Here is a 26,537-nt window from a genome sequence, read left to right on the forward strand (position 1 = left end):
CGACAGTTTATTCATTTCTTGCCGACTGATGAGGGCCGCCCGATGTTACTCACCGCCAGAACACCTTCCCGATACGCCAGCGCCCTGGCCGCGCTTTCTGTCTTTATGGCGGCCTTGCTGCTGCCGTTAAGTTTTACCGGCGGCGTCATGACCACCCCCGCGATACAGCAGTCGCTGGGCGGCTCTCCCGCTGCGCTGTCGTGGCTGACCAATGGCTTTATGCTGACTTTCGGCAGCTTTTTGCTGGCCGCAGGGGTGACGGCGGATGCCATCGACAGAAAACGTATTTTTATCGCCGGCGCCGCGCTGTTTTGCCTGAGCAGCCTGCTGTTTTGCCTGACGCACAATCTCTTCCTGTCAGGCGTGTTGAGGGCTCTGCAGGGCCTGGCCGCGGCGATGATTTTAGCCAGCGGCAGTGCGGCGCTGGCCCAGCTGTATGATGGCGCTCAGCGGACGCGGGCATTCAGCATCCTGGGCACGGTGTTCGGCGCCGGCCTGGCGTTTGGCCCGCTGCTGATCGGCTTCATGACCGACGCGGTGGGTTGGCGCGGCGTATACGCCCTGTTTGCGCTGCTGTCGGCGATAGTTTTGCTTATCGGTCTGGCGTATCTGCCTGCGGCAGAAAAAAGCGAGCCGCGGACACCCGACAACCTCGGCTTACTCCTGTTTACGCTGGCCCTGATGCTGTTTACTGCATCGCTTATGGTCATTCCGGCCCGCGGTTTTTTATCCCTGACCACGCTGGCCTTGCTCATCGCGTCGGGGGGGCTGTTCGTGGCGTTCGTCGTACGCTGCCGGAGGGTGAACAACCCGGTGCTGGACATCTCCCTGCTGCGCCATCCGCGTTTTGTCGGCGTACTGTTGCTGCCTGTCGCCACCTGCTGTTGCTACGTTGTCCTGCTGATTATTGTTCCCCTGCATTTTATGGGCGGAGAGGGGATGAGTGAGTCGCAGAGCGCACTGTATCTGATGGCGCTGACCACGCCGATGCTGGTTTTCCCATCCGTTGCGGCCCTGCTCACCCGCTGGTTTTCACCGGGGCACGTGTCCACGGCGGGACTGATGATGGCCTCCATCGGGTTGCTGTTGCTGGGGAACGCTTTTCACAGCCACCATCTCCCGCAGCTGGTGCTGGCGCTGATCCTCTGTGGAGTAGGGGCGGCGTTTCCCTGGGGGCTGATGGACGGCCTGGCGATTTCCGCTGTGCCGATGGCGAAAGCCGGTATGGCGGCAGGCCTGTTCAATACCGTTCGCGTTGCCGGCGAGGGGATCGCCCTGGCGGTCGTTTCGGCGGTATTAACGGCAAGCAATAACCTGACCCTGCAAAGTCGCGTTCACGGGTATGCGCCTGAGGTGATTGACCGCGCCGCAGGCTGGCTGGGGGCTGGCAATATGCCGCAGGCGGCTGCGCTTTTGCCTGACTTTTCCCTCCGGGCGCTGCGCGAGAGCTATGACTCTGCTTATACGCTACTGTTTAGCGGGCTGGCGGTCGTCACCCTGGTGTGCGCCCTGATGGTCTGGCGGACGCTATGCCGGAAGGCGGGCGCTATCCAAACCCGCGACAGTGGATCCTGAACCCCTTGATAGCGCGGTGGCGTCACGCTTCCCGGGCTGCTCAGCGAACCTGAACTGTCATTGTTTCACTGGCGGAACTATGCTGATTAGAGCGGCCACATGCGCCGCCCCGGCCGCGGAAACAGTGACTCACAGGTGGCGGTATGGCGATTGATCCGGAACTGATTTACATCGAGATCCTGGAAACGGTGCTGACGGCCACCCTGGATCCCGATTTGTGGAAATCGGCATTGCAGAAACTGGCGTTACTGACCGGCCATCAGTACGCGGCATTTCTGTTTTACGACAAAGGCAATGCCCATCTGTTGACTGATTCACTCCTGCTCGAGGAGAAGGTCTTTACCGCCTATCGCGATGTATTTCTGGCTATCGATCCCGCCGAAAAAATATTGACCGCGTTACCGGTCGGGCAAATATATCGGGACCGGGAATATTTAGGCGATAAGTTTATTGCCGGCAGCGTCTATTACAATGAATTTCATCACCCCAACGACCTGAATCATCTCACCAGCGTCAAGCTGTGCACCATCAATGGCTATGCCACCTATCTGTCACTGATGACGGCCAATACGGCGGCTTATCCGCAGCCGGTGCAGTTTGAACTGTTCAGGCGCCTGATCCCGGCGTTAAAAACCGCCTGCCAGCTTCACGCCCGCTTTGAACAGCTGCGGGACACTATAAAATACCAGAGCGCGGTGATGGACAACGGGATCTACCCGGTATGGCTGGTGGATCATGGCGGTAAAATTCTCTACGCCAGCGCGCATGCCGAACGCTACCTGCGCGCCAACGCCCGCCTCTCCTGGTATAGCGGGGGCGATACGCTGTGCCTCGATACCGACAGTAAAAAGCTGAAACGCGCCATCGAGCAGGCCACCCGGACGGCAGAGCCGCCGAAGGCAGGGCTGTGCTATACCGCCGGGCGTCAGCCGAAACCGATCCTCGTGATCCCGGCAGCCCGTCTTGCCGGGGTCGCCTGCGTGATTATTCCCGAGCCGTTTCTCACCTGCAGCGCCTTGATGGAGCTGTTTAACGTCAAGCCCGCCGAGAATGCGGTGGCGGAGCTGCTGGTGCGGGGCATGACCCCGGATGAATGCGCCTTACATCTGGGCGTATCCATCGCCACCATCAGAACCCACCTCAGCGCCCTGTACCGGAAAACCCATACTCGTCATCAGGCAGAACTTCTGCTGATCCTCCGCGCGATTCACGGCTGATGGTTTCGCATCCTCAGGAATGATGGTCGCGCAGAAAAACCGTCAGCACCTCTTTCGGCGGCACACCGCCGCATTCGCCAATCATCCAGCCCACCGCCCCACGGTGATAGGCGCCGTGAAAGAGCATGTGGTTCAGCATCTCCATCGCGGTCATATTGCCGTCACCGCCGTCGACAAATTTGAAGGCGATACGTTGGTGGAAATCGGCGGGGGTCATGGCGCTGACGTACTGAATGTATTCGTCCGTACAAGCGGTCATGGCCGTTTCCAGCGCATCAACGGTTGGCGTCTCGGGGGTATTCAGCGCGGTGTAACCGTGCGGCCTGCCGCGCAGGTTCGCCCGGAAAATCATGTCAACGACATGGATATGGTTCATCAGCCTGATGGTCAGGTGACGTTTTTCGCCATATACCGTACCGTCAATTGCGCGGATCGCCTGTAAGGTGGCAAGGTCAATCCAGCGCTTGTATTTCAACAGCGTCACTACTGTGTCTTTGTCCATAGTCCGTCCCGGGTTGGTTGAGCCATTATCTTAGCGATTATGCCAGTGAGTTGTCATTCTCCAGCGCCAGGCACAAAAAAGCCTCGCCGGGGCGAGGCTTTTCAATAAGCTGGTGATTTAGTCAAACACACCGTTAATCACGGCGGTCACGATGGCAGTGCTCAGGGCGACCAGCACCAGGTCATCGCCGACCGCGCGCCATTCATAGCCTGGATAATAGGGCAGGTCGTTAATCATGGAAGCCGGCAGGGTCTTTTTCGCGATACCCGGAGGGAGCGGTTTGCCGCGGGCAACATTTTTGGCGATACCCGGAGGCAGCGCCTGATAGCCAACCAGACCGTAGTTCACGGCAAGGGAGCGCGCCCGTGAGAAGCTAATATCGCTGTCGACGTGGTCGGGTTTACCATAGTTTTTGCGGTTGCCATGCTCGTCAGCAGACTGACCTTTATTCTGGCCTTTATTACCATGGTCGCCATTATTGCCATGATTGCCGCTATTGCCATGGTTACCACTGTTCCCGTGATTACCACCGCCATTACCGTTGCCATTACCCGGGTTGGCATACGCCGGCGCGGCCATGACGGCAAGAGAAATAACCGCCGCCAGTGCTGTTTTAAGAGTGCGACGCTTAAGCATGATGTTGTTTCCTTAATGGGGAGTACACGCTTAAAACATAAGAGAAAGCTATACCCCTGGCAATCTCATCATTTCTTATTTTTTGCCGGTTTTTAATCACCGGCGGGGAAGATAAAGGGAAAGGGATAGCGGGACGCGGACAAGCAATTCCATTGCTGCGTTTTGACAGACGGGCGACCGCGCCCCGCTAAATGTGTTGCCGACAGGATCGCTCCCGGGCGTAGAGAAAAAAATGCCCGAAGCCATCGGGCAAAAATGAACAAAAATATTACGCTTCATTCATAACGCGTCTCACAAGACGGGGCGGATAGTAAATCCTGGCGCTGCCGTGCACAATCGGACGGTTGTTTAGAAATAAATAACCCCATCGACTGTGCTCAGGACGCGACCCCATGGCAGGCGACCCGATGGCCCGGGGCCACCTCGCGCAGCGCCGGAGCTTCTCTCCTGCACCGCTCGCTGACCTGCGGGCAGCGGGATGAAAAGCGGCAGCCGGGGGGCGGATTGGCCGGATCCGGGATCTCACCTTGCATCAGCGCCTGCGGTTCACTGTGCGGATCGAGGGTGGGCACCGCGGCCAGCAGGGCGCGGGTATAGGGATGGAGGGGGCGGCTGAACAGCGCATCGCGGCTGGCGCTTTCCACCAGCTGTCCCAGATACATTACCGCCACATCGTCACATAAATGCTCCACCACCCCGAGGTCGTGGGAGATAAACAGGAAGGTGACGCCGCGCTCGTCGCGCAGGTCGGAAAACAAATTGATGATCTGCGCCTGAATCGACACATCGAGGGCCGAGATGGGCTCATCGGCGACGATAAAGTCCGGGTTGAGGATCAGCGCCCGGGCAATACCGATCCGCTGGCGCTGGCCGCCGGAGAACTGATGCGGGAAGCGGGCATAGTGCTCCGGCGCCAGGCCACAGATCTTCATCACGGCGATCACCCGGTCATACAGCTCATCGCGGGTGCACAGCTTGTGCTGCAGCATGGCTTCGCCAATCGCGTCGCCAATACGCAGCCGCGGGTTCAGCGAGCTATAGGGGTCCTGAAACACCAGCTGCATTCTGGGCCGGATGGCGCGCAGGGCAGGCGCGGTCAGGTCGGCCAGCTCCTGACCGTGAAATTTCACGCTGCCAGCACTCTTCTCATACAGGCCAAGCAGGGTCCGGCCGACGGTGGTTTTACCACTGCCGGACTCGCCCACCAGGCCAAAAATGGTGCCCGGACGGATGTTAAAGCTGACGCCGTCCACCGCGCGAAGCTCGCCGGTCTGCTGGCCAAACAGGCCGTCGCGCAGCGGAAAATATTTTTTCAATCCATCCACTTCAATAACATAGCGTTCGCTCATGCTGTCGCCTCCGCAAATTCGCTGTAAAAGCAGGCGGCCCGCTGGCGCTCACCGAGCAGCGGCGGAATCGCCTCCCGACAGCGCGCCGTCGCCCGCTCGCAGCGCCCGGCAAAGGCGCAGCCCGCCGGCAGAGCGGCCAGATCCGGCACCTGGCCGGGAATAGAGTACAGCCGCCGACGCCGCTCACCCGGCACCGGGCGGGAGGCGATCAGCCCACGCGTGTAAGGATGTTGCGGATGCCGTAGCACCTCTGCGGTGGCGCCCTGTTCCACGATCCGTCCGGCATACATCACCACTACCTGCTCGGCCATCTGCGCGATCACTCCAAGATCGTGGGTAATCAACATCATCGCCATCTGGCTGGCCCGCGCCCGGTCGCGCAGCAGGCGCAGGATTTGCGCCTGCACGGTGACGTCCAGCGCGGTGGTCGGTTCGTCGGCAATCAGCAGTTTGGGCTGACAGCTTAGCGCCATGGCGATCATTACCCGCTGCAGCATGCCGCCGGAAAGCTGGTGAGGATAGCGGGTCATCAGGCTGTCGCCGCGCGCCAGGCCGACCTCGCTTAACAGCTGGATGGCCTGCTGCCAGGCGGCTTTCGGCGTGGCGCCGAGGTGGCGGATCAGCGGTTCGCACAGCTGCTCCCCGATGGTCAACACCGGGTTCAGGGCCGACATCGGTTCCTGAAAGATCATGGCCAGCTGGTGGCCGCGCAGGTCGGCCATCTGTCTGGCTTTCAGCCGCAGCAGATCGCGGTCCGCGAAGCGGATCTCGCCGCCGTCGATGCGCGCCGCCTGCGGTGGCAGGAGACCCATCAGCGCCATGGCGGTGACGCTTTTGCCGCAGCCGGATTCGCCCACCACGCCAACGGTTTGTCCGGCCTGAATGGTGAAAGAGACCTCCTGCACCGCGCGCACGCGGGTGCGTTCGCCGGCGAAAGAGACGGAGAGATGATTAAAGGAGACTAACGGCGTGGTCATTTCAGCCTCGGTTTCATATTGGGATCCATGGCGTCGCGCAGGCCGTCGCCCAGCACGTTGATGGCGATCACGGTGATAAAGATGGCGATGCCCGGCGGCATCCACAGCCAGGGGCGGCGCTGGAAATCGATCAGGCTATTGGCAGCATCCATCATATTGCCCCATGACGGCGTCGGCGGTACCACGCCGAGGCCGAGATAGCTCAGCGCGGATTCACTGAGAATGGCGTTGGCGACGGCCATGGTCGCCATCACCACCAGAATCGGAATGGTATTCGGCAGCAGGTGGCCAAACAGCCGGCGACGCGCCGACAGGCCCAGCACCTGGGTGGCCAGCATAAAATCGCGTTCGCGCAGGGAGAGACATTGTCCGCGCACCAGCCGCGCCAGTCGGGGCCACTCCAGCAGGCTGAGCATCACCACCACCATATAAATGCGCGAGTCCGGGGAAAAATCGAGCTCAGAAAGCATCGCCCCGGCGACGATCAACAGCGGTAACCCGGGGATAGTCATCACCAGGTCGGCCACCCGCATGATCAGTTTGTCGGTTAACCCGCCGACATAACCCGAGAGGGCGCCGAGCAGGTAGCCGAGGCACACCGACATCACCATGGTCAGCAGGCCGATAATCAGCGAGATGCGCCCGGCCAGCAGCAGGCGGGTGTAGACATCGCGACCAAGAAAATCGGTTCCGAGCCAGTGTTCCGCCCCGGGCGGCTGGTTGATGCTCAGGGCATCGGTGGCATCATCTCTCCATGGCGACCAGACGGGCCCCAGCACGCACCATACCGCCATCACCGCCAGCAGGATCAGGCAGAACATGGCCAGCCGGTTACGGCGCAGCTGTCGCCACCCCTGGCGCCAGGGAGAGGGGGGAATATGCGCCAGCTCCGGGATAGCCGCCTGCCGCTGGCGGCGACGGGAAGCAAAGTAAGACAGGATCATCATGACCTCACCCGAATACGCGGATCGGCCCAGGCGTACAGCACGTCGGCGAGCAAATTCCCGACGATCGTCAGCACCGCCAGAAACAGGGTAAACCCCATCAGCACCGGATAGTCGCGGGCGGCCAGCGAGTCGATATGGATGTGGCCCGCTCCCGGCCAGTTGAACACCTTTTCGGTAATGATCGCCCCGGAGAACAGCCCCGGCAGCTCGAAGCCCAGCAGGGTGATAATCGGCAGCAGGGCGTTGCGCAGGGCATGCTTGAGGATCACCGTGCGCTCCTGCAATCCCTTGGCGCGGGCGGTACGGATAAAATCCATTTTCACCACGTCGAGCATACTGGCGCGCACATAGCGCGTCAGGCTGCCCGCCTGCAGCATCACCAGCGCCAGCACCGGCAGCGCCAGGTGGGCGGCCACTTGCAGCACATACTGCCAGCCGCTCTCGTCGCTGCCGGTATTGGTCATCCCGCCTACCGGTAGCCAGTGGAGATCGACGGCGAACCATTTAATCAGCAGCAGGCAGAGGAAAAAGGTGGGGAACGACATGGCGGCAAACACCGCGACGCTCACCAGATGATCAAACCAGGAGCCGGGTCGCAGGGCAGAAACCACGCCGACCGCCAGGCCAATGCCCCAGTAAAAGACCAGCGCGACGCTGGCCAGCAGAAAAGAGTTCCAGATGTACTGGTTGAGCAACTGGCTGACCGGGATCTGATACTGCAGTGAAAAGCCTAAATCACCGCGCAGCAGCTGTCCCAGCCAGTGGAGGTAGCGGGTGAACAGCGGCTGGTCGAGGCCGTAAATCGCCTTCAGCTCTGCGGCGCGGGCGGCGGTCAGGGTGATATTGCCATCGATAAAGTCGCCGGGGGTTTTGGCAAACAGCATAAAAATAATGAAGGAGGCCAGCAGCAGCATCGGCAGCGTTTGCAGCAAGCGCCTCAGGATGAAATTTTTCATGACGGTCTCACATCAGCCGCCGGTTAACCCGGCGGCCAGGGGGATTTACTTGACGATTTTTACATCCGGCAGGCTGCCGGTCAGGCCGTTGTAGATATCCGGCTTAAAGCCGCTGACGCGGGCGCTGCTGGCGGAAAGAATGTTGCGATAGCCAAGCAGGATCACCGGCGGATCGTCGGCCAGCACTTTATACAGCTGGTGGTAGATCGGCTTGCGCTGTTCAATGTCGAGCACCGCGTTGCCGGCGTTAATCAGCTTATCGACTTCCGCGTTATGGTAGCCGGACTCTTTAGCTTCGCTGCTGTAAAAATCCCATACCCCATCGTGCGGGTCGTTGAGGGTGCTGGTGCTAAAGGAGGCCAGATCGTAATTTCCGGCTTTACGCTGCGCCATCAGGGCATTGAAATCCACCACCTGCGGCTTCAGCAGTACGCCAATCTGCCGCCAGTTCTCCTTGGCGATGGGGATCAGAGCGTCGTTGAGCACCTTCTTGCTCACCAGCAGGGTCAGCTCCAGGCGCTGGCCGTCTTTGGCGCGGATACCGTCGGCGCCAGGTTTCCAGCCGGCCTCATCCAGCAGCTTTTTGGCCTGTGCCGGATCGTAAGGGTAAGGGTTGACGCCTTCAGCGTTAAAGGCCCAGGAGATCGGGGCGATCGGCTCGATGGCGACTTTGCCGTACCCCTGATAGACCACGTCGATCAGCTTCTGCCGATCCAGACCGTAAATCAGCGCCTGGCGCACGCGCTTATCCTGCAGCGCCGGGCGATGCACGTTGAACTCCACCTGGCTGTAGTCGCTGGAGCCGTAAAGATTAATGTTGGCGAAGCCGAGCATTTTCAGCTGCTCAATATCGTCGGGGCGTGAGGTAAAGGCGTCATAGTCGGTCTCCCCGGTCTGGAACAGCTGGAAGTTGGTCGACGGATTGGTCACGCGGTAGATAAAGCGCGGTGTTGGCGGCGTTCCGCGGTAAAAATGGCTATTGGCATGGAAGCGTATTTCCTGACCGGGAATGTATTTGTCGTACACGTAAGGGCCGTTGCCCAGCGGCTTGCCGTGCAGTGAACGCAGATAGTCGAGATTTCCCCGCTGATATCCTTTGCCGTACCAGGCTTTCGACAGCACCGGCCCGCCAATTTTGGCCAGCGTGGTGGCGCCTGGCTGCGTGGTGGTCACCTGCAGGGTAAGCGGGTCGATGACCTTCAGGCCGCTGACGCTGTCAGCTTTGCCGGCTTTGTAGTCCGCGCCGCCGGCGATATTGGCCAGGGTGATGTCGGTATCGCCATCATATTTGGGGTCGAGCAGGACCGTCAGGGTAAAGGCGACATCTTCCGCCGTCAGCGGTGAACCGTCGCTGAAGGTCAGGCCAGGGCGCAATTTGATGGTATAGACTTTACTGTCCGGGCTGACCGTCCAGCTCTCCGCCAGTCCCGGGACCAGTTTACCCTGACTGTCCCAGTCAATCAGGCGTGAAAAAATGACGTTAGTCACGTTCTCATCCCAGCCGTTGACGAAAAAGTAGGGGTTAAAGATCCCCTGCGGCTCGGAGATCCCGGCCACCACCGTGTCTTTCCGCAGTTTGGCGCTGGCCGGGATCTGGCTGGCGTCGGTGGCCGGGGTGATGCCTTCTTTCAGGATCCCTTCCGCATGGGCAACAGAAGAAAATGCTACCACGCCGCCGAGCAGGGCCACTTTTAGCGCCAGGGCGAAGCGGGTTTTTCGGGTTTTTAATCCTTGTTGTAATCTGGACAAAAGTGCTACCTCATCAAATAATTGCGTGGTTATTTACAATTCATGACGAAAGATAAGAGGCGCACTTCGCCCTGTCTAACACTGAAACGCTATGATTTATAACTAATTATCCTTAGCAAAGGATCGGGAATATAATCCCATTCGATGGCTAAGAAGCAGTGGTTTCCGCTGTCTGATGATGGTGGGTCAGAATGCTGTCTGCGACCCAGCCATCCTGCGCCAGCGCGCTGGCGACCAGCGGCCCGCTCAGCCGGACCTGCAGCTGGCCGATCACCCGGCCCTGAATGCGCTCGCAGTTGCTGTACAGCAGTCGGGCGTCGCCTCCCAGCAGGCTGGCGATATGCTGCAGATTGGGTTCGCGACCGCTGCTGCCGTCAAAACGTAAGGTCACGATCTGCTCGCCGTCGCGCAGCGCTGGCCCGGCCTCCGGGCGATCGGGGTGCTGCAGGCCGAGCATGGCGCGCGTCACCGGGTGCTGCGGGTTGCCAAACACGCGCCAGACATCGCCCTGTTCGACAATGCGCCCGCCCTCAAGCACGCTGACCCGATCGCAGAGGGTGCGAATGACCTCCATTTCGTGGGTGATCAGCACGATTGTCAGGCCCAGGCGCTGGTTAATCTCCTTGAGCAGGGTTAGCACCGACAGGGTGTTTTCCGGATCCAGCGCCGAGGTTGCCTCATCGCACAGCAGAATTTCCGGCTGAGTGACCAGCGCCCGGGCGATGCCGGTCCGCTGTTTCTGGCCACCGGAGAGGCGGGCCGGGTAGCTGTCGCGCAGCGCGCTGAGGCCCACCAGCTCAAGCATCTCGCTGACCCGACGCTGGCGTTCGCCGGCCGGGACGCCAGCCATCTTCAGCGGCAAGGCGATGTTCTGCGCCACGGTTTTGGTGGCCATCAGGTTAAAGTGCTGAAAAATCATCGCCACCCGCCGACGCAGATCGCGCAGCTGGCGCGTGGAGTAGCGCACGGTTGACTCGCCGTGGATGAACATCTCGCCGCTGTCGGCATTTTCCAGACGATTAAACAGGCGCAGCAGGGTGGATTTTCCGGCGCCGCTGCGGCCGATGATGCCGAAAATTTCGCCCTGACGGATGGTCAGGTCAATGTCCTGTAGCGCCTGCACGCCGTTAGGATAGGCTTTGCTGATACCAGCAAACTCAATGTGGGTCGGTGGGGCGGGGATATGCGTCACGATGATGCGCTCCGTTAGCCCGGGCAGCGGCTGACGCCGCTGCCCGCGGTGATTAGAATCCAGGTAAAATTTTGCCCTGATAACGCGTCAGAATGAACTGGCGAACTGCGTCCGAATGCAGCGCTTGCGCCAGCTTCTGAATGCCCGGGTCCTGAATATTGTCCGGGCGCGCCACCAGATATTCGACGTACAGATCGCTGCCTTTTTCCACCAGCAACGCTTTATCGGTGTCGATACCGGCCTCCAGCGCATAGTTGGCAAAGATAAAGGCCAGGTCGACCTGCTTCACCGCGCGCGCCAGCATGGCGCCCTCCAGTTCGCGGATCTTAAAGTGATGCGGGTTGCTGGTAATGTCCTTGGTTGCCGATTGCGGGTTGTGCGGATCCTTGAGGGTAATCAGCCCGGCGTTGCTTAACATCACCAGCGCGCGGCCGGTGTTCACCGGATCGTTAGGGATGGCGATCGTGGCGCCGTCAGGCACCGCGGCGAGGGTCGTGTATTTGCTGGAGTAGGCGCCGAAGGGCTCGATATGCACTCCCACCACCGGTACAAGGTTGGTGTGGCGGGTCTGGTTGTAGTTATCGAGGAATGGCCGGTACTGGTAGTAGTTGGCGTCGAGGTGTTTCTCCGCCAGCTGCTGGTTAGGCTGAATAAAATCGTTAAACACCTTGACCTGTAAATCGACGCCTTCCTTTGCCAGCACCGGCTTCACAAATTCAAGGATTTCCGCATGCGGCACCGGCGTGGCGCCGACGATCAGCGTCTCGTTAGCCAGCGCTGCGGTGGAGAAGAGGGCCAGCAGTCCGGCGGCAATAATGGATTTTTTCATGATAAGGGTTTCCTGAGCAGAGAAGGGTAAGTTATTTGCGGCTGACGTAGCGCACCAGGCGGTCGCCGCTCATTTGCAGAAGCTGTACCAGCGCAATCAGCATCAGGACGGTGACCACCATCACGTCAGTCTGAAAGCGCTGATAACCAAAACGAATGGCCAGATCGCCCAGCCCGCCGCCGCCGATCACCCCCGCCATCGAGGTGTAGTCGACCAGCAAAATGGCCGTCACGGTCACGGCGGCGATCAGCCCGGCCCGCGACTCCGGCAGCAGCGTGTGCCAGATAAGCTGCCAGGTGCTGCCGCCCATCGACCAGCTGGCCTCCACCAGGCCGTGCTCCACTTCGCGCAGGGCGGTTTCCACCAGCCGGGCGAAGAACGGGGCGCAGCCGGCGACCAGCGGCGGAATGGTTCCTTCCACCCCCAGCGAGGTGCCGGTCAGCAACGTGGTCACCGGGATCATCACGATGAGCAAAATGATGAACGGCAGGGATCGCAGTACGTTGACGCACAATGACAGCAGGCGGTAAAGGCGCGGGGCGTACAGCAAACGCGGCTCACCGGTGAGATAGAGCACAATCCCCAGCGGAAGCCCCAGCAGTACGGTCCATCCCAGCGACCAGGCCAGCATGGTAAGGGTATCGAGGGCGGCCTGGGCCACATCGTTCCAGTCGATTTCCGCGAAAAACGCCAGCAGACTCGTCATATCAGTTCCAGTCATGTCGTTGCGGGCGAATGCCGTTCAGCACCCAGTTGCCAAGCAACTGATACTTCCAGCGAACCGGGTCGTGCAGGGTGTGCACCCGGGCATTGCGCCAGTGGCGGTCTAGATTGAGCGACTCACCGGTGGCGCGAGTACCCCCCAGCTCGAACAGGCGGCTGGCGGCCTCCAGCGCCACTTCGGTGGTCCAGATTTTGGCGCGGGCGACGGCCAGCGACGCCTCGGCGACATGCTCCTCGCTGAGGTCATTTTTATAGCGGTCGAGCACCCGTCCCGCCCGCTCCAGCAGCGCGTCGGCTGCGGCAAGGCGGCTGTCCAGTTGACCGATATGGTAGATAGTCAGCGGATCGTCGCTCGCCTGCGCCACACCGGCGTCGATCCACGGCCGGGCGCTGTGGCGTACGAACGCCACGGTATCGTCCAGCGCCGCGCGGGCGATCCCGGCGTCTATCGCCGCGGTGGTCAGCTGGGCGAACGGGCCGGCAAGGGTCGGGCTGGCGTAGGACTTCCAGGTTGGGAAAAGGTGGAAAGGATTAACCGGAAGATTATCGGCCAGCACGGTGCCGCTGGCGGTGGTGCGCTGACCGAGGCACGCCCAGTCGTTGACCACCGTCAGCCCCGGGCTGTTCTGGGGGACGAAAGCGAGCTGGGCGCGGTCGTCGGCGTCCAGCGCCAGAATGCCAATCCAGTGGGCGTACAGCGAGCCGGTGCAGTAGCCTTTACGGCCATTGATCCGCAGACCGTCTGCGCCTTCCTCGATACGGGTACGAATATCAAGGACCGTTTTCCCCCCGGTTTCCGACAGGGCATTGGCGAAGCGATAGCCCTGTAATACCTGGGCGAAAAAGAACGCCTGCTGGTCGTCGCTACCCTGCAGACGAATATCCTCCAGCAGGCAGTAGTGGTTCTGGGGTATCTGGCCTAACGACGGATCCGCTGCAGAGAGAATGGCGATAACCTGCGCGAGGGTCGCGGCCGAGACCTCGGCGCCGCCAAAGCGGCGCGGCACCGTGATGCCCCACAGTCCGCTGTTGGAATAGGTGTTGACGATCTCCGCCGGGACAATGCCCGTCCGGTCGCGCTCGGCGGCGCCGGGTTTGAGCACGGCGGCGATCTCATGGGCGATGGCGAGGGCTTCCGCATCGCTGGCAATAATATGCGCCTGTGGCGTGGACTGGGTGTAAGGCTGTGCGGGTGAACTGGCTGACATCATCTTCTCTCTTATTCAGTGAATAGCTTATGCAAAAATTAGATAAATAAATAATTCATAATGCCTGTGGGTTATATGTGTGGGTAAGCAAAACACGTGCCAGCGAGAGAGGAAGGCGCAGTCGTGACAGGAAGCGGGTTGGCTATGTCAGCTGATGGAGCGGACTGCTGCAAATGCAGCGCCGTTTTGCGCCGGCTGTTGCAAAGGCAACAGGAGAGGAAAGCGACCGCCGGACCGAAGGAAGGCTGTCAGGCGGTGAGCGTGGCGAGGGCCTCAGCGTTTCTTTGCCGCAGGGGCGAGCAGTGAGGGTGCGGTCTCGGTTAACGGTTGCCAGAGCCGCTCGGGGTCGCTAAATCCCTCTTCCACGAGAGCAAAAAAGCGGCTGGCGTGGAGACCGTCGACGAAGGCATGGTTAAACCGCCCGGCCACCGGGATCACGCCGTTCTGTAGTTTCCCCCAGGTAAGCGCGGGCACCGCCGCGCCTACGGCATATTCCGCATGGGTCATCGAGGTGAAGTGGAGCCACGGCAGACAACTGGCGCAGATAAAATGCTCGCCATCGACGATGAGCGGCGCCGGCGTTGTCTCTCTTGCCGCGACGATCTTCGGCGTTGCCGCATCGCTGAAGGTGGTGAACTCGGGGGCGTTGTCGCACCATACCTGGCGGAATCCTTCCTCGACGGTCATCACCGGCGTCATTACCGCCAGGCTGTCATATTCAATCACCTCATCATTGCGCACGCGCTGCCGTAGCTGCGGTACTCCGTTTGCCGCGCGCAGTAGCGCATAGAGCGCGAGCTGAAAAAACGAGACCCGACGGTCCTTCGCACATTCGTACAGGCGCTGCGCCGCTATCGGGACACAGAGGTTAAAGCTGGGGTTGGCAAATTGTCGGTAAAAGGTGAAATGGTCCCGGCGGGGCCAGGTCGCGGTGTCGATAATTCGGTAATGTGCCATGAATACCTCCTGAATACTGGCGGTCTGCTGACTATGCGACGATTTCAATCAGGTTGCCATCGGGATCGGCGATCACCGCCTCATAATAGCCGTCGCCGGTGGTACGCGGCGGCGAAACCAGTATCCCCGCATCCTCGGCGCGTTGGGCGAGGGCATCGACCTGTTCCGCCCCGCCTACCGAGAGGGCCAGATGCGCCCAGCCGGTATGGTTATTATCCGCGCTGGCCGGCTGCAGGCCAGGCTTGGTCATCAGCTCGATCACCACCTCGTCGTCGATGGTGACAAAATAGGAGGCAAAGCCGGGGTTGGTCTGGCTGAGGTATTTTTCATTGATGCTGGCGGCAAAGAACTCCACCCAGAAGCGGGCCTGGACGTCGAGCTGTTGGGTCCACAGGGCGAAATGGGCAATTTTCATGGTAAACCTCCGGGCAGGAACATTGACAATCAAAGCAGCGCAGACGATCATGCTTGCTGTTGCTCGTTTTTGATAATTTAAGGAGTTATCGTGCTCGATTATGCTGCTTTTCCCCAACAGCGACAAGCGTTGATTTGCCAGATCCTGCAGGAAAATGGCAGAGTGGTGTGCGCGGAGCTGGCGGCGCGGCTTCAGGTGTCGGAGCACACCATCCGCCGCGATCTGCATGAACTCAGTCGCGAAGGGTTCTGTAAAAAGGTGTATGGCGGGGCGGTGCTGAGCCTGCCGGAAGCCGGGGACTATAGTGAACGGAAAGATAAAAATCGAGCAACAAAACTCAGGATCGCGCAACAGTGTGCCAGGCTGGTGAAGCCCGGCGGCACGATTTTCGTCGATACCGGGACCACCAATCTGGCGATGGCCGAGGCGCTACCCGCTGAGCTGGCGCTGACGGTGGTAACGAACTCCCCGGAGATCGCCGCGGTACTGGTGAAAAAACCGTTGTATGACGTGGTGATCCTCGGTGGCCAGGTGCAGCGGGCGAGCGGCGGCTGCGTCGGCGCCGCGGCGGTGGCTCAGGTGCAGGGCATGTTATTCGACCAGGGGTTTATCGGCGGCTGCGCCATGGCGCCAGAGTCGGGCCTGACCGGTTTTGACTACGCCGACTGCGAGTTCAAGAAAGCGGTGATTAAGCAGTGCAGCGAAATTATCATCGGCCTGACCTCGGATAAAATTCCGGCAGTGGCACGGTTTGTGGTGGCCGCGAGCAGCGATATCGATGTGCTGGTGGTGGAAGAGAACATCAGTCGCGAATATCGCGTTGCCTTTCAGCAGCACGATATTCGCATCCATACCGTGTAACCCGTTAGCGGGTGAGGGAGGTGGCGATAAGCCGCAGGCCCAGCGCCCCCAGCACCGTCGCGGTGGCGATGTCGATCCGCCGCTTCAGCCGCAGGTAGACGCGCCGCGGTCGATCGGCAGACAGCACCAGCGCCACCAGCGAATACCAGCTGACGTCAATCAGAAAGCTCATCAGCGGCACGATGTAGTAAAACGCGGTGGGGATCTGCGCTGGCAGCAGAGCGGTAAAAATTGAGGCGAACACCAGCGCGGTTTTGGGATTGCTCAGCTGGGTATACAACCCATCGCGGAAGGTCTTCAGCAGTGAATGGTTGCCAGCCATGCCGCTGGCGGAAAAGTCCATCGGCTGCGCCGACCCGCGGAAAATTTTATAACCAAGCCACAGCAGATAGATCCCGCCCGCCACCTTCAGCCCAATAAACAGCTCCGGCACCGCGGTGAGCACCTTCTGCAGGCCCAGCATCGCCATAATGGAAAAAATGGCGGCGCCGGCGCCAGTACCGAGGGCGGTCACCAGACCGTGCACGCGCGAGCGAGCGACGGCATTGCGCGCGACAAAGATAAAGCTTGGGCCGGGACTGATCACGCCCATGATCAGCACCGCGGCAATGGCCATCAGGCTGGATAAGAACATAGCGACTCCTGTGATGTCCGCCGCCGGCAGGCGGTCGGTAACCTGTGAACGGTTGGGGTAGACAGAGTAGCAAACTGGTTCAGGAAATCACGTCAAAAAGGTGTGGATAAGGCAGGGCGGCGCGGGCGGTGGCGGCGCGCGTTTTCTGCGCAACTGTTTGAATAACGATTCCCATTCTTGTCATCAATGGTAAACTGAATAACTGTGATCTTTGTCATACCGTAATAACTACAGAGAAGAGACACTGCTATGCAACATATCATTGAGGGCTTCCTCAACTTCCAGAAAGAGATCTTCCCCCAGCGTAAAGAGCTCTTCCGTAGCCTGGCCTCCAGCCAGAATCCCAAAGCGCTTTTCATCTCCTGTTCAGACAGCCGTCTGGTGCCTGAACTGGTAACCCAGCAGGAGCCGGGACAGCTCTTTGTCATTCGTAACGCCGGGAATATCGTGCCGTCTTTCGGGCCGGAGCCAGGTGGCGTTTCTGCTACCATCGAATATGCCGTCGTTGCGCTGGGCGTGACGGATATCGTGATCTGCGGCCACTCCAACTGCGGCGCGATGAAAGCGATCGCCACCTGCCAGTGCCTTGAGCCGATGCCGGCGGTGTCCCACTGGCTGCGCTATGCTGATGCCGCGAAAGCAGTGGTGGAAAAGAAAACCTGGGCCAGCGAAACCGATAAGGTCAACGGCATGGTGCAGGAAAACGTCATCGCTCAGTTGAACAACATCAAAACCCATCCGTCGGTGGCGGTCGGTCTGCGCGACCATACCCTGCGCCTGCACGGCTGGTTCTACGACATTGAAAGCGGCGACATTCAGGCGCTGGATAAAAACACGAAATCCTTTGTTTCGCTGTCGGAAAATCCGGACGTCTTCTTCGAATAAAGCCGTTCTCAGGGCACGGAGGCCCTGTTCATCCCCTTACCACTCCACGCAAATTTTGCCAAAATGGGCGCCGCTTTGCAGATAGCGAAAGGCATCCGGTAAGGCTGTAAAATCAAACACTTTATCGATAACCGGCCGCGACGCCTGCAGGTTCAGGGCGTTGACGTAGTCCTGCTGTTGCCGTCTATTACCCACCACCAGCCCCTGCAGTCGGGCCTGTTTACTCATCAGCAGATGGGTGGGGACATGGCCCTCGAAGCCGGTCAGGACGCCGATCAGGGCGATGTGTCCGCCAACACTGACCGCCTCGAACGACTGCCCCAGGGTGCCCGGACCGCCCAGCTCCAGAATGAGATCGGCCCCACGATGGCCGGTGATATCCTGCACCGCGGCGCCCCATGCCGGGGTGGTGCGGTAATTGATGAGATGATCGGCCCCCAGCGTGCGAGCGCGGGCGAGTTTTTCATCTGACGATGAGGTGACGATCACCTGTGCGCCCATACTTTTCGCCAGCTGCAGGGCGGTTATCGACACGCCGCCGGTGCCAAGCGTCAGCACCGTATCGCCTGCTTTTAACCGTCCTTCGACGACCAGCGCGCGCCAGGCGGTAAGACCGGAGGTGGTGATGGTTGCCGCCTCCCTGAAACTCCACCCCTCAGGCGCATGGGTAAAATGGCTGGCCGGCCTGACGACATACTGGCAGGCGAACCCCTCCGCGCCATCGCCCGGGGTCTGACTGAAGTCGCTCACCAGCGGGCCGGGGCGGCCATCCAGCCACTGCGGGAAAAAGCCAGCAACCACCCGGTCACCCGGCTGAAATTCGTTCACTCCGGCGCCAACCGCTTCCACCACGCCGGCGCCATCCGCCATCAGGATCCGCCGATCGGCGGTGGGAATTACCCCCGTTGCGACCAGCAAATCATGGTAGTTCAGCGAGGTGGCGTGCAGCGCCACCCGGATCTCTCCTGCAGCGGGCGCCCCGGGGTCAGCAAGATCGACAAGCTGCAGGTTCTCAAGCGAACCGGGTTTTTTGACTGTCCAGGCTTTCATCATCAGGCTCTCTTTTCTGGCGGATACAGTCAGTATTGGTCGGGAATGGAGCGAGCGCCACAGCATGCCTGTCGGCAAAACAAAGAAAGGGGAAGGGGTAAAAAAAGCGCCGTTTTTAACGGCGCTTTTTCATTGCTAACGGCAAAAGGGATTATTTGCTCAGTTCAGCCGTCATATGGACGCGGTTATTAAACTGGGCGCTGGTGATTTTATAGGATGCACCCTGTTCCGCGGCCTGGGCGGCGATTTTTGCTTCAGCACGGTCTAGTGTGGAAGCGGTAGCGCTGACGCTCTGGGCGAAGCTGACAGAAGAGAACAGAGACAGTGCCGCAACTGCAACGAAAGTTTTGATGGATTTCATGGTCGTATTCCTTAATCTGGTGTCTGATAAAGGGCTTGTCGCCCTGATGTGGTAAAGAATACGCTTGAATGTTGCAGGCTAAAATCAAAACAATTTGCGAATCTTATTCAAATAATATGAATGAATTTTCGCCGCGTGCAACGCAGCCTGCCGCTGTCGGGCAGGCTTTGCCCCTGGCGTATAACTGGCAAGGTCGGGTGAGAGCGGGTTAAACGTTGGCCCGGAGGTCATAAAATGATGAAAATGAGCATGGCTGACCAGGTGAAAATTAACCTTAATCCGTTCCAGTCCGTTATAGACTCGCTTGCGATTGATCCCCAACGTGGCCGCCAGTTGATTCACCGACTGCCCCTTCATGGTGGCGGCGATTATCCGCCTTTCCTGAAGGTTGAGGGGCGCTCGTTGACGGGAAGAGGTACTCTGACGCTGATGACGCGGCACCAGAGGCCAGCGACGATCGGCCAGCCTGCGCAAAAGGCGGCCAACCTCCGGAACGCTTTCCCGCTGGCTAACCCACAGGAGGGTGTCCGCGAAAAAGGCGCATCCGCGCCTCACGTTGCCGGCCGAGGTAAAGCCGATCACCAGACTCTGATAACGCAGGGCTAATTCAGCGGCGGCCTGATAATCGTGAAAGTTTTCCAGCGATAAAATAATCACATCCAGCCCAGCCGGATCGGGAAAATGGCTGAGTGGCAGCGAATGAATAATGTTCAGCCCGGGCAGGGTCTCCTGAATATCTCTGAAACACTGGGCGAGGCCGATATTAAAAAAAAGATTATTGCTGTGAATTAAAATATTCAACGGATAAACCCTGTTACAAGCGATGTAAACGGCGCGGAGAGGGGATTAGCTGCGTACCAGAAGTTTATTCATATCAGCAGGCGAGGCATTAATATAATTCATCATGCCCGGTGGTTTGAATGAGTAAATTTCGGCTACGACAGCATTGTTAATATAATACCCGGCGCACTTGACCCGAATAATTAATGCGCTTTCAACGCCTGCCTGGCTAAGACGGGATTTTAACGTCTGAATAACCTGCCATAATCGCTGCGCAGACGGGCGAAGGTTATTTTTTTCCCAGACGTTAATCATCAACTCTTCATCGCTGACCACCCGTTCTCTGCCATGCGCCAACAGATATTCCAGTAAACAGGCCATGGTACTGCGTAGCTGAACTTGCGTTCGCGTCCCTCGCAGCGCGATAATTTCCCGATGATGCAGGCAGTAGAAAATATTATCTGCTAACTTATAGCCAAGCAGTTTATAGCCCTTAGTCATCCACCACTCCCTGACAAATCCAGTTATTGCCGGTGCAGAGTACCTGCCTGCTGCTGACTGACCAAGTGAATTTTATTTGTTAGAATAATCAAAACAAATAACCATGTTTGTATACATAAGTAGAATAAAAATCTGATAAATGATTATTGCTCTGCAGGATTGTATGGTATAGGAAAAGTCTTAAACAAACGTCAGCCGCTGGTAAGCGGTTGAATATATAGGTGTCAGGAAAAACTAAATGCACTTATATTGATCTAGATCAATTTTGCTCATTTCAGGAGGCTTTCACCATTTACATAGTAAAACAAAGATTGAAATAACTTCCGTTACGCGATGATAAGCTGATTCTGAACTTATGGAACTACCCAGGGAATTGTTCATTACTTTTCAGGAGCGTTTTTATGGTCATTGCAACTCGTAAGCCTCTGTGTAACAAACGCTGGTCGGCCAGCCCGGCCTCCCAGGATCTTCAGTTGACTCAGCTACGCCACCCGTGGGTCGCCACCAAAGCCAGCTGCAAAAGCAAAAAAGCCTGGAAAAGCCGCAGTTAGCGGCCTGCCCAACCCCCTGACATAAAGCCCTGCTTGTCCCTGCGGACAAGCAGGGCTTACCTCTGCGACCTTTACACCGACTGCAACAGATAACCATAAGGCGTCTCCACCACCCTGGCAAAGCCGGGCAAACCAAGATGCATGCCGGCGATCAGCCATTGTTCGCTGGCGGCCTGGCGCAGCAGACATTCCCGGGTTTGTCGGGCCTGTTCAGGATCGACGTCGAAGGCGACCGACACCGACGGCCGGGTGGTCTGAATGGTCGGGAAATGGACAATATCCCCCCAGATGAGCAGCGAGGTATCGCCCGCCTCGAGACGATACCCGGTATGGCCGGGCGTATGGCCGGGCAGAGGGCACGGGTGGATCCCGGCGACCGTCTCCTCACCATCAACTTCGCGAATTTGCGCCGCGCAGATTGCCAGTACGCGGTGGACGAGCAGCACGTTGCGCCGGCCGCGATCGCTGGCGTTGTCCAGTGTGGATTCCGCCAGCCAGTAAGCGCGTTCCCGCGAAGGCAGGAACACCGTGGCGTTGGGATACGCCGGGGCGCCGGTTGCCGTCAGCAACCCGCCGATGTGATCCGGGTGCGCGTGGGTGAGGAGGATGGTGTCAATCTCCTCAGGGCGTACGCCGAGCAGCGCCAGAGTGGCGATAAGCGCACCGCCGACGCCATTGACTCCCCCGGTGCCGGTATCCACCAGTACGGTGTGCCCGCGTCCGCGGATAAGGTAGGCGCCGATCGCAATGGCCTCCGGTGAGGCTAACCCGGCGTTCCGCTGCAGGCGCTCCGCCTCCTCAGGCGTGATACCCGAGAGTAAGGACAGTGGCGCCGACATCTGACCATCACTGACGGCGGTCACCGTCAGATCGCCTGCGGTCAACGTATAAAAGGGAGCTGGTGTCATGGCGACCTCACGCGCGTTGCGCCGGGTTACGTAACCGGGCGGTGATGGGTTGATAGATAAAGACGGCGGCAGCCGTGGCCAGGTGATGCAGGTCGTCACGCGGGACGATGGCGGCATACCGGGTTTGTTGCGTCGCCAGGCCGCCAGGCAGCAGGACGATTGCCGGGGAGATGGGTAGCGTCTGAGGCGTATCGCTCAGCAGGAGCACCTCATCAGACCGGACCTCCCGCACGCCGCTATCTGCAACATAGAGGTGGCGGTGCCAGTCGGTGATCGCCGATTGCCAGCGGGCAAAATGGCCGCCTCCGTTGCGGCGGTAGGCGTCGCTGTCGATGACGGTAGCATCGTGGATATCGTGCAGCGCCAGGTAGCGGGGACACTCCTCGCTGAGGGCGCGGAAGCGCTGAGAGGCGTAAAAACCGGGCACAGAGACCAGCGCCGGCAATTTTTCCTGATTGTAAAAGGTATTCCACGCTGTTTCGCTTTGGGGATCGGTGTAGGCGCATTCGACGACATAGAGCATAGTGACCTCGATGGACAGATGATTGAGCGCGCAAAGCGCTTTAGTGACTTTTCATCATCCTATCGGCTAAAAATGGCGCTGAAAAACGATGTTAATTCAATGGTCAGTGATATTCTGTCACTGACTTTCGGTGAGCCTGCACAAGGAGCATTGGCTATGCGTCGTAAAATCCCCAGCAGCGCTGCGCTACTGGCTTTTGAGGCCGCTGCCCGTCACGGCAACTTTGCCCGCGCGGCGGCGGAACTCGCGTTAACGGAAGGGGCCATCAGCCGGCAGATTGCCCGTCTGGAAGCGCTCCTCGACAGTAAACTCTTCGACAGGACGGGGAGCCGGGTGCGGCTCAATCCGGCTGGCGCCCGCTATGCCCGCCAGGTCCGCGAGATCCTTGCCCGTCTGGAGCGGGATACCCACGATGTCAGCGGGATGCCCTCCGATGGGCATAGTCTGGAGATCGCCGTGCTTCCTACCTTTGCCAGCCGCTGGTTAATCCCCCGGCTTGGACGCTTTGCAGCGCAGCATCCGCATATCGTGGTCAATATTGCCGCCCGCAGCGATCCCTTCATCCTCCCGGGCAGCGGTTTTGATGCCGCCATCCATTTTGATCACCCGGCGTGGACTGGCATGGATGTGACGTTTTTGTTCGAGGAGTATCTGCTGCCGGTCTGTCATGCGGCGTTGCTGACGAATGACGATCTCCCCGGGCAACTGAACCGATTGCCGCGCATTCACCGGCGGCAGAACCCTGACGCCTGGCTGCTCTATGCCCGGGAATGCGGGTTGGCGCTGGATAATCCGGCGCAGGGGCCGCGCTACGATCTGCATGAGATGGCCATCGCCGCGGTACTGAGCCAGCAGGGGGTGGCGCTGGTGCCGAAGATGTATGTGGAAAGCGAGCTGCGCGCCGGGACGCTGGTCGCTCCGTGGCCGGGCTCCCCGACGCTGGCCAAGCGCTTCTGCCTGATCAAACCCGGTGGCGGGGAGGGAGAGCTGGCGCTGCAGGTGTTTGAGCGCTGGCTGCAGACGGAGATTGCAGCCGGTTAAGTCAGGGCTGGCCCGGGGGGAGGCTGCGTCGCCCGCTGGCGGGCATATTTCCCCGGCGATATCCCGGTATAGCGGGTAAAGGCTACGCTGAACGCGCTGGCCGAGCCATAGCCGATGCGCTCGGCGATATCCGCAATGCTGATGCCCGTCTCGCTCAGCCACTGCATGGCCAGGGTCATTCGCCAGCCTAACAGATAGCCCATCGGGGTCATCCCGGTCAGGTCGGTAAAGCGTTCAAATAACGTCGAGCGAGACAGCGCGCAGTCGGCGGCCAGGGCGTTGACCGTCCAGCGTCTGGCGGGGGCCTGATGCAGCAGGCGGATTGCCTGGGCGACCCGCGGGTCGCTCAGCCCGCGCATCAGACCGGGGGTGGCGAGCGTGCCGGAGGAACGGATGGCCTCGATAAAAAGTAGCTCAACCATCCGCGCCAGAACGAAAGATTTGCCCGCGCGATCCGCCTTCGCTTCCTCTTTCAGCAGCCCGACAAAGGTGGCCAGCCGCGGTTGATTGCGGACCACCACAAAGGCTGGCAACAGCGAGGCCAGCAGGCTGGCGTTCGTTGAACCGGAAGCGCAGTGGCCAATCAGCGCCTGCATCTGCGCAGGCTTGTCGAGGGCTCCAAGCCGAAAGTGTCCCTCCGCCAGTTGCACCGGGATGGTCTCCAGCGCCGGTGAAGGGGGCGGGGTCAGGCTGGTTAGCGCGAAGCGGTACGCCGCCGGGATCAGAATAAAATCCCCGGCGCGCAGGATCTGCGGCTCATGCTGGTCTATTTCCAGCCGACAGCCGCCTTCCAGCACGACGCCATAAAATGACAACCCCTGGTCCGAGCGTATCACTCGCCAGTCTCCCGCCCCCTCAACGGTTTTGGTCAGCACCGCTCTGAGATTTAGCATGGCAATAACCTCCGCCAACGGATCGCTCATTTCCGGACTCCTGCTAAAGAATGATGGATTATTGACCCTATATCGTCCGACACGGCCTGTCTATGATCAAAAGGAAGAAGCCATTCGGAGACAGAGATATGCAAACGATAATGATCACCGGCTGTTCATCGGGTTTTGGCCTGGAGACGGCGCGTTATTTTCTCGAGCAAGGCTGGAAGGTTATTGCCACGATGCGCGCTCCGCAGGAAGGTGTGTTGCCCGCCAGCGACCGTCTGCGGCTGGTGCGTCTTGACGTCACTTCGGCGCAGAGTATCGCAGAGGCCATTGCCGAAGCCGGAGAGATTGATGTGCTGGTTAACAACGCCGGGGTGGGGATGCTTAATGCCCTGGAGGGCGCGTCGCGCGAGGCGATAGCAGACCTGTTTGCCACCAATACCCTGGGAACGATTGCCATGACCCAGGCGGTGATCCCCCGGTTCAGAGCGCGCCGAAGCGGGACGATCGTTAATATTACCTCGGCGGTCACCCTGCAACCGATGCCCCTGCTGGCGGTATACACCGCGAGTAAGGCGGCGGTGAATGCCTTCACGGAGTCGCTGGCGCTGGAGCTTCGTGCTTTTAATATTCGCGTCGGGTTGATCCTGCCGGGACGCGCTCCCCAGACCCGCTTCGGGGAAAACGCTCGTCGAACGATGGGCCAGCTCCCGGAGAGCTATGCGGCGCTCGGCCAGCAGATCTTCGACAGCATGCAGGATAACGCCAGCGTGACGCAGACGACGGATGTCGCTCAGGCCGTCTGGCGAATGGTGCACGATCCTGATGCCCCTTCGCGGCTGCCGGCAGGGGAAGATGCCCTGGCGATGGCGCAGGCCAGTCTTCGCCGTGTCTGAAGACAATATGCGGGTCTTGTCTGTCAGACGGTAGGTGCGCAAGCTGCCGCTGCGCTTTATGGCCGGGGAATATTATCCCTGTCAGTATCGTCTGGATAATATTAGCGGGTTATACGACATAACGGTCAGGCGGCGCTTACTGATGTAAATCAGAAAAGCAATGTATTTCATGGTGCGTTTTCGCCGCTTATTCTGGATATGTGCGAACCGCCCGCCATATTATGACATCATCAATGGCTCAGGTCTTTTATATGTAAATTCTCAATGTAATTCGGGCGTTAATCTTAAAAAGTTAGTCTGGCCCGGTCGGGGCTGGACTTTCTTTATTCTACTATGGCAGGGTTTCATCCCTGCTGTACCGCGCGCTCGCTTTTTTACGCCAGGGAATAGTTTTCAGTACGGAATATTTCTTTGGTGGATTATGAAGATAAAACGAACATTACTCATCATACTTTCCCGTGTTATCAGGGGAGCAGGTATGGGATTAGGTACTTCAGGTATCGCGCTGGCTGGCTGGTCTTTTTTTTTCTCAGTAAATGAATATAAATTTCTCTGGGATTTACTTTCAGTTGTGGAATTCCTGGTGGGGTATCTGATATATCGATTTTCATATGCATATATTTATGATGAATGGAATGATTATCATTAAAAATTAAACGGCGTGGTCTGTTGATCGATTTTTGATGCTCATGACTGTGGAGTAAAAATATGAGTGTGATGGGTGCCCTTTCAAATACTTGAAGTGTCGTTTTGCCAGCGTTAATTTTGTCTGAATCTGAGGAACGAAACCCTGTGCAATTTGTGAACGGGCTTCATGACGTAAAATTCGGGCCACACTGAGTGAAATTTCAGGTTAGAAGCCGAAACTTATGCTGCATTGTTTTCCGTTATGATAGTAGTGAAATTGCCATTTTTGCTTCCTGATTTGCTGACAGACAGGGAGTGGCCATCCATATCGGTCAGCGAGTCATTTGGGGGAGTAGCCGCCATTACGAATGGCCGTGTCGGTTAATGGCATAGTCGTCACCTTTGTTTTGTCTGCAGTATTCTGTCACGTCAGTGCCCGGAGTTTTAAAGCCTGAAATGTTTTCCGCCGGGAAAAAATGCCTTGTTGCAATGACACATTCCCCACCGTTTGTGGCTTAAAGCGCCATTTCGATGTGCTCAAAAATGTACTTAAAAGGGTTGGCTTCCCCTGCACGAGTGTGGAATATGCAAGGAAAAATCTTTGCCAATACACAACATTTTAAGTCAGCAATACCATCGGGGGGCAGGTGATAAAACACAGAAATTACAGAAGGATAACTGATTGGTGCGTCTGAATGGACTCGAACCATCGACCCCCACCATGTCAAGGTGGTGCTCTAACCAACTGAGCTATAAACGCATTATGGTGCGTTCGATTGGACTCGAACCAACGACCCCCACCATGTCAA

At 58.7% G+C, this 26,537-nt stretch carries 28 protein-coding genes, 2 tRNA genes and 2 pseudogenes (1 of these 32 cut by a window edge); 9 read left to right on the plus strand and 23 right to left on the minus strand.

Annotation, left to right across the window (positions count from 1 at the left end):
• The first annotated feature begins 42 nt into the window (after nt 1–42).
• From HMPREF3142_RS13445 to HMPREF3142_RS29885, 3 genes and pseudogenes are all read left to right on the plus strand, one after another.
• Entirely contained in the window at nt 43–1,575 is a 1,533-nt protein-coding gene (locus HMPREF3142_RS13445; RefSeq protein ID WP_070612141.1) for an MFS transporter, read from the plus strand.
• A 143-nt stretch (nt 1,576–1,718) separates the two neighbouring features.
• A pseudogene (locus HMPREF3142_RS29880) lies at nt 1,719–1,832 on the plus strand (LuxR family transcriptional regulator); the annotation flags it as partial.
• Nucleotides 1,833–2,513: 681 nt separating this feature from the next.
• Nucleotides 2,514–2,769: pseudogene (locus HMPREF3142_RS29885) on the plus strand (transcriptional regulator).
• Nucleotides 2,770–2,805: 36 nt separating this feature from the next.
• Here the strand turns inward: HMPREF3142_RS29885 and HMPREF3142_RS13455 are convergent.
• The 13 genes from HMPREF3142_RS13455 to HMPREF3142_RS13515 form a co-directional block, all read right to left on the minus strand.
• Nucleotides 2,806–3,294, minus strand: coding sequence for a DinB family protein (locus HMPREF3142_RS13455; protein WP_070612143.1), 489 nt, complete (start codon nt 3,292–3,294; stop codon nt 2,806–2,808).
• Nucleotides 3,295–3,411: 117 nt separating this feature from the next.
• Complete coding sequence (locus HMPREF3142_RS13460) at nt 3,412–3,930, minus strand: anti-virulence regulator CigR family protein (RefSeq protein ID WP_008804585.1); 519 nt, start codon at nt 3,928–3,930, stop codon at nt 3,412–3,414.
• A gap of 377 nt (nt 3,931–4,307) precedes the next feature.
• The gene (locus HMPREF3142_RS13465; protein ID WP_008804586.1) at nt 4,308–5,279 is read right to left on the minus strand and encodes an ABC transporter ATP-binding protein; all 972 of its coding nucleotides are present in this window, start codon (nt 5,277–5,279) and stop codon (nt 4,308–4,310) included.
• Complete coding sequence (locus tag HMPREF3142_RS13470) at nt 5,276–6,256, minus strand: ABC transporter ATP-binding protein (RefSeq protein WP_008804587.1); 981 nt, start codon at nt 6,254–6,256, stop codon at nt 5,276–5,278. The genes HMPREF3142_RS13465 and HMPREF3142_RS13470 overlap by 4 nt, the downstream gene beginning before the upstream one ends.
• Complete coding sequence (gene opp4C, locus HMPREF3142_RS13475) at nt 6,253–7,203, minus strand: oligopeptide ABC transporter permease (protein WP_075206930.1); 951 nt, start codon at nt 7,201–7,203, stop codon at nt 6,253–6,255. Before opp4C ends, HMPREF3142_RS13470 begins: the two co-directional genes overlap by 4 nt.
• Nucleotides 7,200–8,159 (minus strand): ABC transporter permease, encoded by a 960-nt coding sequence (locus tag HMPREF3142_RS13480; protein WP_008804589.1) that lies wholly within the window; start codon nt 8,157–8,159, stop codon nt 7,200–7,202. The genes opp4C and HMPREF3142_RS13480 overlap by 4 nt, the downstream gene beginning before the upstream one ends.
• A 45-nt stretch (nt 8,160–8,204) precedes the next feature.
• Nucleotides 8,205–9,908: an ABC transporter substrate-binding protein gene (locus HMPREF3142_RS13485; RefSeq protein WP_008804590.1), complete on the minus strand. Its 1,704-nt coding sequence runs from the start codon at nt 9,906–9,908 to the stop codon at nt 8,205–8,207.
• Nucleotides 9,909–10,056: 148 nt separating this feature from the next.
• Nucleotides 10,057–11,100: a methionine ABC transporter ATP-binding protein gene (locus HMPREF3142_RS13490; protein ID WP_070612144.1), complete on the minus strand. Its 1,044-nt coding sequence runs from the start codon at nt 11,098–11,100 to the stop codon at nt 10,057–10,059.
• Nucleotides 11,101–11,152: 52 nt separating this feature from the next.
• Nucleotides 11,153–11,929, minus strand: coding sequence for a MetQ/NlpA family ABC transporter substrate-binding protein (locus HMPREF3142_RS13495; protein WP_008804592.1), 777 nt, complete (start codon nt 11,927–11,929; stop codon nt 11,153–11,155).
• 31 nt (nt 11,930–11,960) lie between these two features.
• Entirely contained in the window at nt 11,961–12,635 is a 675-nt protein-coding gene (locus HMPREF3142_RS13500; protein ID WP_008804593.1) for a methionine ABC transporter permease, read from the minus strand.
• 1 nt (nt 12,636) lies between these two features.
• Entirely contained in the window at nt 12,637–13,863 is a 1,227-nt protein-coding gene (locus HMPREF3142_RS13505; RefSeq protein WP_008804594.1) for an SfnB family sulfur acquisition oxidoreductase, read from the minus strand.
• A gap of 270 nt (nt 13,864–14,133) precedes the next feature.
• A complete protein-coding gene (locus HMPREF3142_RS13510) occupies nt 14,134–14,817 on the minus strand; it encodes a CatA-like O-acetyltransferase, family 1 (RefSeq protein ID WP_008804595.1) in 684 nt (227 codons plus the stop codon).
• Between the two features lie 31 nt (nt 14,818–14,848).
• Nucleotides 14,849–15,232 carry a VOC family protein gene (locus tag HMPREF3142_RS13515; RefSeq protein WP_012541498.1) on the minus strand — a complete coding sequence of 128 codons (384 nt, stop codon included), beginning with the start codon at nt 15,230–15,232 and terminating at the stop codon, nt 14,849–14,851.
• Nucleotides 15,233–15,322: 90 nt separating this feature from the next.
• On the opposite strand from HMPREF3142_RS13515, the gene HMPREF3142_RS13520 reads away from it, so the two are divergent.
• Complete coding sequence (locus HMPREF3142_RS13520) at nt 15,323–16,093, plus strand: DeoR/GlpR family DNA-binding transcription regulator (RefSeq protein WP_012541499.1); 771 nt, start codon at nt 15,323–15,325, stop codon at nt 16,091–16,093.
• A gap of 4 nt (nt 16,094–16,097) precedes the next feature.
• On the opposite strand, the gene HMPREF3142_RS13525 is transcribed toward HMPREF3142_RS13520, so the two are convergent.
• Nucleotides 16,098–16,727 (minus strand): LysE family translocator, encoded by a 630-nt coding sequence (locus HMPREF3142_RS13525; RefSeq protein WP_023322746.1) that lies wholly within the window; start codon nt 16,725–16,727, stop codon nt 16,098–16,100.
• A gap of 249 nt (nt 16,728–16,976) precedes the next feature.
• Here HMPREF3142_RS13525 and HMPREF3142_RS13530 point away from each other — a divergent pair, with 249 nt between their 5' ends.
• Nucleotides 16,977–17,612 (plus strand): carbonic anhydrase, encoded by a 636-nt coding sequence (locus HMPREF3142_RS13530; RefSeq protein ID WP_008804599.1) that lies wholly within the window; start codon nt 16,977–16,979, stop codon nt 17,610–17,612.
• A 36-nt stretch (nt 17,613–17,648) separates the two neighbouring features.
• Here the strand turns inward: HMPREF3142_RS13530 and HMPREF3142_RS13535 are convergent, their stop codons facing one another.
• The 4 genes from HMPREF3142_RS13535 to HMPREF3142_RS13550 form a co-directional block, all read right to left on the minus strand.
• Nucleotides 17,649–18,665 carry a zinc-dependent alcohol dehydrogenase family protein gene (locus HMPREF3142_RS13535; RefSeq protein ID WP_196774012.1) on the minus strand — a complete coding sequence of 339 codons (1,017 nt, stop codon included), beginning with the start codon at nt 18,663–18,665 and terminating at the stop codon, nt 17,649–17,651.
• A gap of 148 nt (nt 18,666–18,813) precedes the next feature.
• A complete protein-coding gene (locus HMPREF3142_RS13540) occupies nt 18,814–19,023 on the minus strand; it encodes a YdgH/BhsA/McbA-like domain containing protein (protein ID WP_004202908.1) in 210 nt (69 codons plus the stop codon).
• An 84-nt stretch (nt 19,024–19,107) separates the two neighbouring features.
• Nucleotides 19,108–19,824 (minus strand): hypothetical protein, encoded by a 717-nt coding sequence (locus tag HMPREF3142_RS13545; protein ID WP_070612145.1) that lies wholly within the window; start codon nt 19,822–19,824, stop codon nt 19,108–19,110.
• Between the two features lie 45 nt (nt 19,825–19,869).
• Nucleotides 19,870–20,304, minus strand: a complete 435-nt coding sequence (locus HMPREF3142_RS13550) for a winged helix-turn-helix domain-containing protein (RefSeq protein ID WP_012968028.1) — start codon at nt 20,302–20,304, stop codon at nt 19,870–19,872.
• Between the two features lie 401 nt (nt 20,305–20,705).
• Here HMPREF3142_RS13550 and HMPREF3142_RS29430 point away from each other — a divergent pair, with 401 nt between their 5' ends.
• On the plus strand, nt 20,706–20,855 hold the full coding sequence (locus tag HMPREF3142_RS29430; RefSeq protein WP_012541503.1) for a hypothetical protein: 150 nt from the start codon (nt 20,706–20,708) through the stop codon (nt 20,853–20,855).
• Nucleotides 20,856–20,926: 71 nt separating this feature from the next.
• Here HMPREF3142_RS29430 and HMPREF3142_RS13555 read toward each other — a convergent pair whose 3' ends face one another.
• On the minus strand, nt 20,927–21,763 hold the full coding sequence (locus HMPREF3142_RS13555; RefSeq protein WP_070612146.1) for an MBL fold metallo-hydrolase: 837 nt from the start codon (nt 21,761–21,763) through the stop codon (nt 20,927–20,929).
• A gap of 7 nt (nt 21,764–21,770) precedes the next feature.
• Entirely contained in the window at nt 21,771–22,286 is a 516-nt protein-coding gene (locus HMPREF3142_RS13560; protein ID WP_008804604.1) for a DUF4286 family protein, read from the minus strand.
• 156 nt (nt 22,287–22,442) lie between these two features.
• Here HMPREF3142_RS13560 and HMPREF3142_RS13565 point away from each other — a divergent pair, with 156 nt between their 5' ends.
• Entirely contained in the window at nt 22,443–23,327 is an 885-nt protein-coding gene (locus tag HMPREF3142_RS13565) for a LysR substrate-binding domain-containing protein (RefSeq protein WP_032700936.1), read from the plus strand.
• Here HMPREF3142_RS13565 and HMPREF3142_RS13570 read toward each other — a convergent pair.
• On the minus strand, nt 23,324–24,250 hold the full coding sequence (locus HMPREF3142_RS13570; RefSeq protein ID WP_032754554.1) for an AraC family transcriptional regulator: 927 nt from the start codon (nt 24,248–24,250) through the stop codon (nt 23,324–23,326). The genes HMPREF3142_RS13565 and HMPREF3142_RS13570 overlap by 4 nt on opposite strands.
• A gap of 98 nt (nt 24,251–24,348) precedes the next feature.
• Here HMPREF3142_RS13570 and HMPREF3142_RS13575 point away from each other — a divergent pair, with 98 nt between their 5' ends.
• Both HMPREF3142_RS13575 and HMPREF3142_RS29890 read left to right on the plus strand, forming a co-directional pair.
• Complete coding sequence (locus HMPREF3142_RS13575; protein ID WP_016161208.1) at nt 24,349–25,101, plus strand: SDR family oxidoreductase; 753 nt, start codon at nt 24,349–24,351, stop codon at nt 25,099–25,101.
• A gap of 169 nt (nt 25,102–25,270) precedes the next feature.
• The gene (locus HMPREF3142_RS29890) at nt 25,271–25,750 is read left to right on the plus strand and encodes a hypothetical protein (protein ID WP_228706478.1); all 480 of its coding nucleotides are present in this window, start codon (nt 25,271–25,273) and stop codon (nt 25,748–25,750) included.
• Nucleotides 25,751–26,411: 661 nt separating this feature from the next.
• Here the strand turns inward: HMPREF3142_RS29890 and HMPREF3142_RS13580 are convergent.
• Together HMPREF3142_RS13580 and HMPREF3142_RS13585 are read right to left on the minus strand one after the other, a co-directional pair.
• A tRNA-Val gene (locus tag HMPREF3142_RS13580) sits at nt 26,412–26,488 on the minus strand.
• Between the two features lie 4 nt (nt 26,489–26,492).
• A tRNA-OTHER gene (locus HMPREF3142_RS13585) sits at nt 26,493–26,537 on the minus strand (it continues 60 nt past the right edge of the window).

This window comes from Klebsiella sp. HMSC16C06 (genome assembly GCF_001808325.1).
In the GTDB taxonomy this organism is placed as follows: domain Bacteria; phylum Pseudomonadota; class Gammaproteobacteria; order Enterobacterales; family Enterobacteriaceae; genus Klebsiella; species Klebsiella variicola.

Coding starts and splice junctions, on each gene's coding strand:
- HMPREF3142_RS13570 (WP_032754554.1), bottom strand. CDS start 24,250: ATGAGCGATCCGTTGGCGGAGGTTATTGCCATGCTAAATCTCAGAGCG.
- HMPREF3142_RS13575 (WP_016161208.1), top strand. CDS start 24,349: ATGCAAACGATAATGATCACCGGCTGTTCATCGGGTTTTGGCCTGGAG.
- HMPREF3142_RS13555 (WP_070612146.1), bottom strand. CDS start 21,763: ATGACACCAGCTCCCTTTTATACGTTGACCGCAGGCGATCTGACGGTG.
- HMPREF3142_RS13530 (WP_008804599.1), top strand. CDS start 16,977: ATGCAACATATCATTGAGGGCTTCCTCAACTTCCAGAAAGAGATCTTC.
- HMPREF3142_RS13565 (WP_032700936.1), top strand. CDS start 22,443: ATGCGTCGTAAAATCCCCAGCAGCGCTGCGCTACTGGCTTTTGAGGCC.
- HMPREF3142_RS29430 (WP_012541503.1), top strand. CDS start 20,706: ATGGTCATTGCAACTCGTAAGCCTCTGTGTAACAAACGCTGGTCGGCC.
- HMPREF3142_RS13455 (WP_070612143.1), bottom strand. CDS start 3,294: ATGGACAAAGACACAGTAGTGACGCTGTTGAAATACAAGCGCTGGATT.
- HMPREF3142_RS13465 (WP_008804586.1), bottom strand. CDS start 5,279: ATGAGCGAACGCTATGTTATTGAAGTGGATGGATTGAAAAAATATTTT.
- HMPREF3142_RS13480 (WP_008804589.1), bottom strand. CDS start 8,159: ATGAAAAATTTCATCCTGAGGCGCTTGCTGCAAACGCTGCCGATGCTG.
- HMPREF3142_RS13500 (WP_008804593.1), bottom strand. CDS start 12,635: ATGACGAGTCTGCTGGCGTTTTTCGCGGAAATCGACTGGAACGATGTG.
- HMPREF3142_RS13460 (WP_008804585.1), bottom strand. CDS start 3,930: ATGCTTAAGCGTCGCACTCTTAAAACAGCACTGGCGGCGGTTATTTCT.
- HMPREF3142_RS13525 (WP_023322746.1), bottom strand. CDS start 16,727: ATGTTCTTATCCAGCCTGATGGCCATTGCCGCGGTGCTGATCATGGGC.
- HMPREF3142_RS13535 (WP_196774012.1), bottom strand. CDS start 18,665: ATGATGAAAGCCTGGACAGTCAAAAAACCCGGTTCGCTTGAGAACCTG.
- HMPREF3142_RS29890 (WP_228706478.1), top strand. CDS start 25,271: ATGGTGCGTTTTCGCCGCTTATTCTGGATATGTGCGAACCGCCCGCCA.
- HMPREF3142_RS13470 (WP_008804587.1), bottom strand. CDS start 6,256: ATGACCACGCCGTTAGTCTCCTTTAATCATCTCTCCGTCTCTTTCGCC.
- HMPREF3142_RS13560 (WP_008804604.1), bottom strand. CDS start 22,286: ATGCTCTATGTCGTCGAATGCGCCTACACCGATCCCCAAAGCGAAACA.
- HMPREF3142_RS13445 (WP_070612141.1), top strand. CDS start 43: ATGTTACTCACCGCCAGAACACCTTCCCGATACGCCAGCGCCCTGGCC.
- HMPREF3142_RS13540 (WP_004202908.1), bottom strand. CDS start 19,023: ATGAAATCCATCAAAACTTTCGTTGCAGTTGCGGCACTGTCTCTGTTC.
- HMPREF3142_RS13510 (WP_008804595.1), bottom strand. CDS start 14,817: ATGGCACATTACCGAATTATCGACACCGCGACCTGGCCCCGCCGGGAC.
- HMPREF3142_RS13515 (WP_012541498.1), bottom strand. CDS start 15,232: ATGAAAATTGCCCATTTCGCCCTGTGGACCCAACAGCTCGACGTCCAG.
- HMPREF3142_RS13505 (WP_008804594.1), bottom strand. CDS start 13,863: ATGATGTCAGCCAGTTCACCCGCACAGCCTTACACCCAGTCCACGCCA.
- HMPREF3142_RS13550 (WP_012968028.1), bottom strand. CDS start 20,304: ATGACTAAGGGCTATAAACTGCTTGGCTATAAGTTAGCAGATAATATT.
- HMPREF3142_RS13495 (WP_008804592.1), bottom strand. CDS start 11,929: ATGAAAAAATCCATTATTGCCGCCGGACTGCTGGCCCTCTTCTCCACC.
- opp4C (WP_075206930.1), bottom strand. CDS start 7,203: ATGATGATCCTGTCTTACTTTGCTTCCCGTCGCCGCCAGCGGCAGGCG.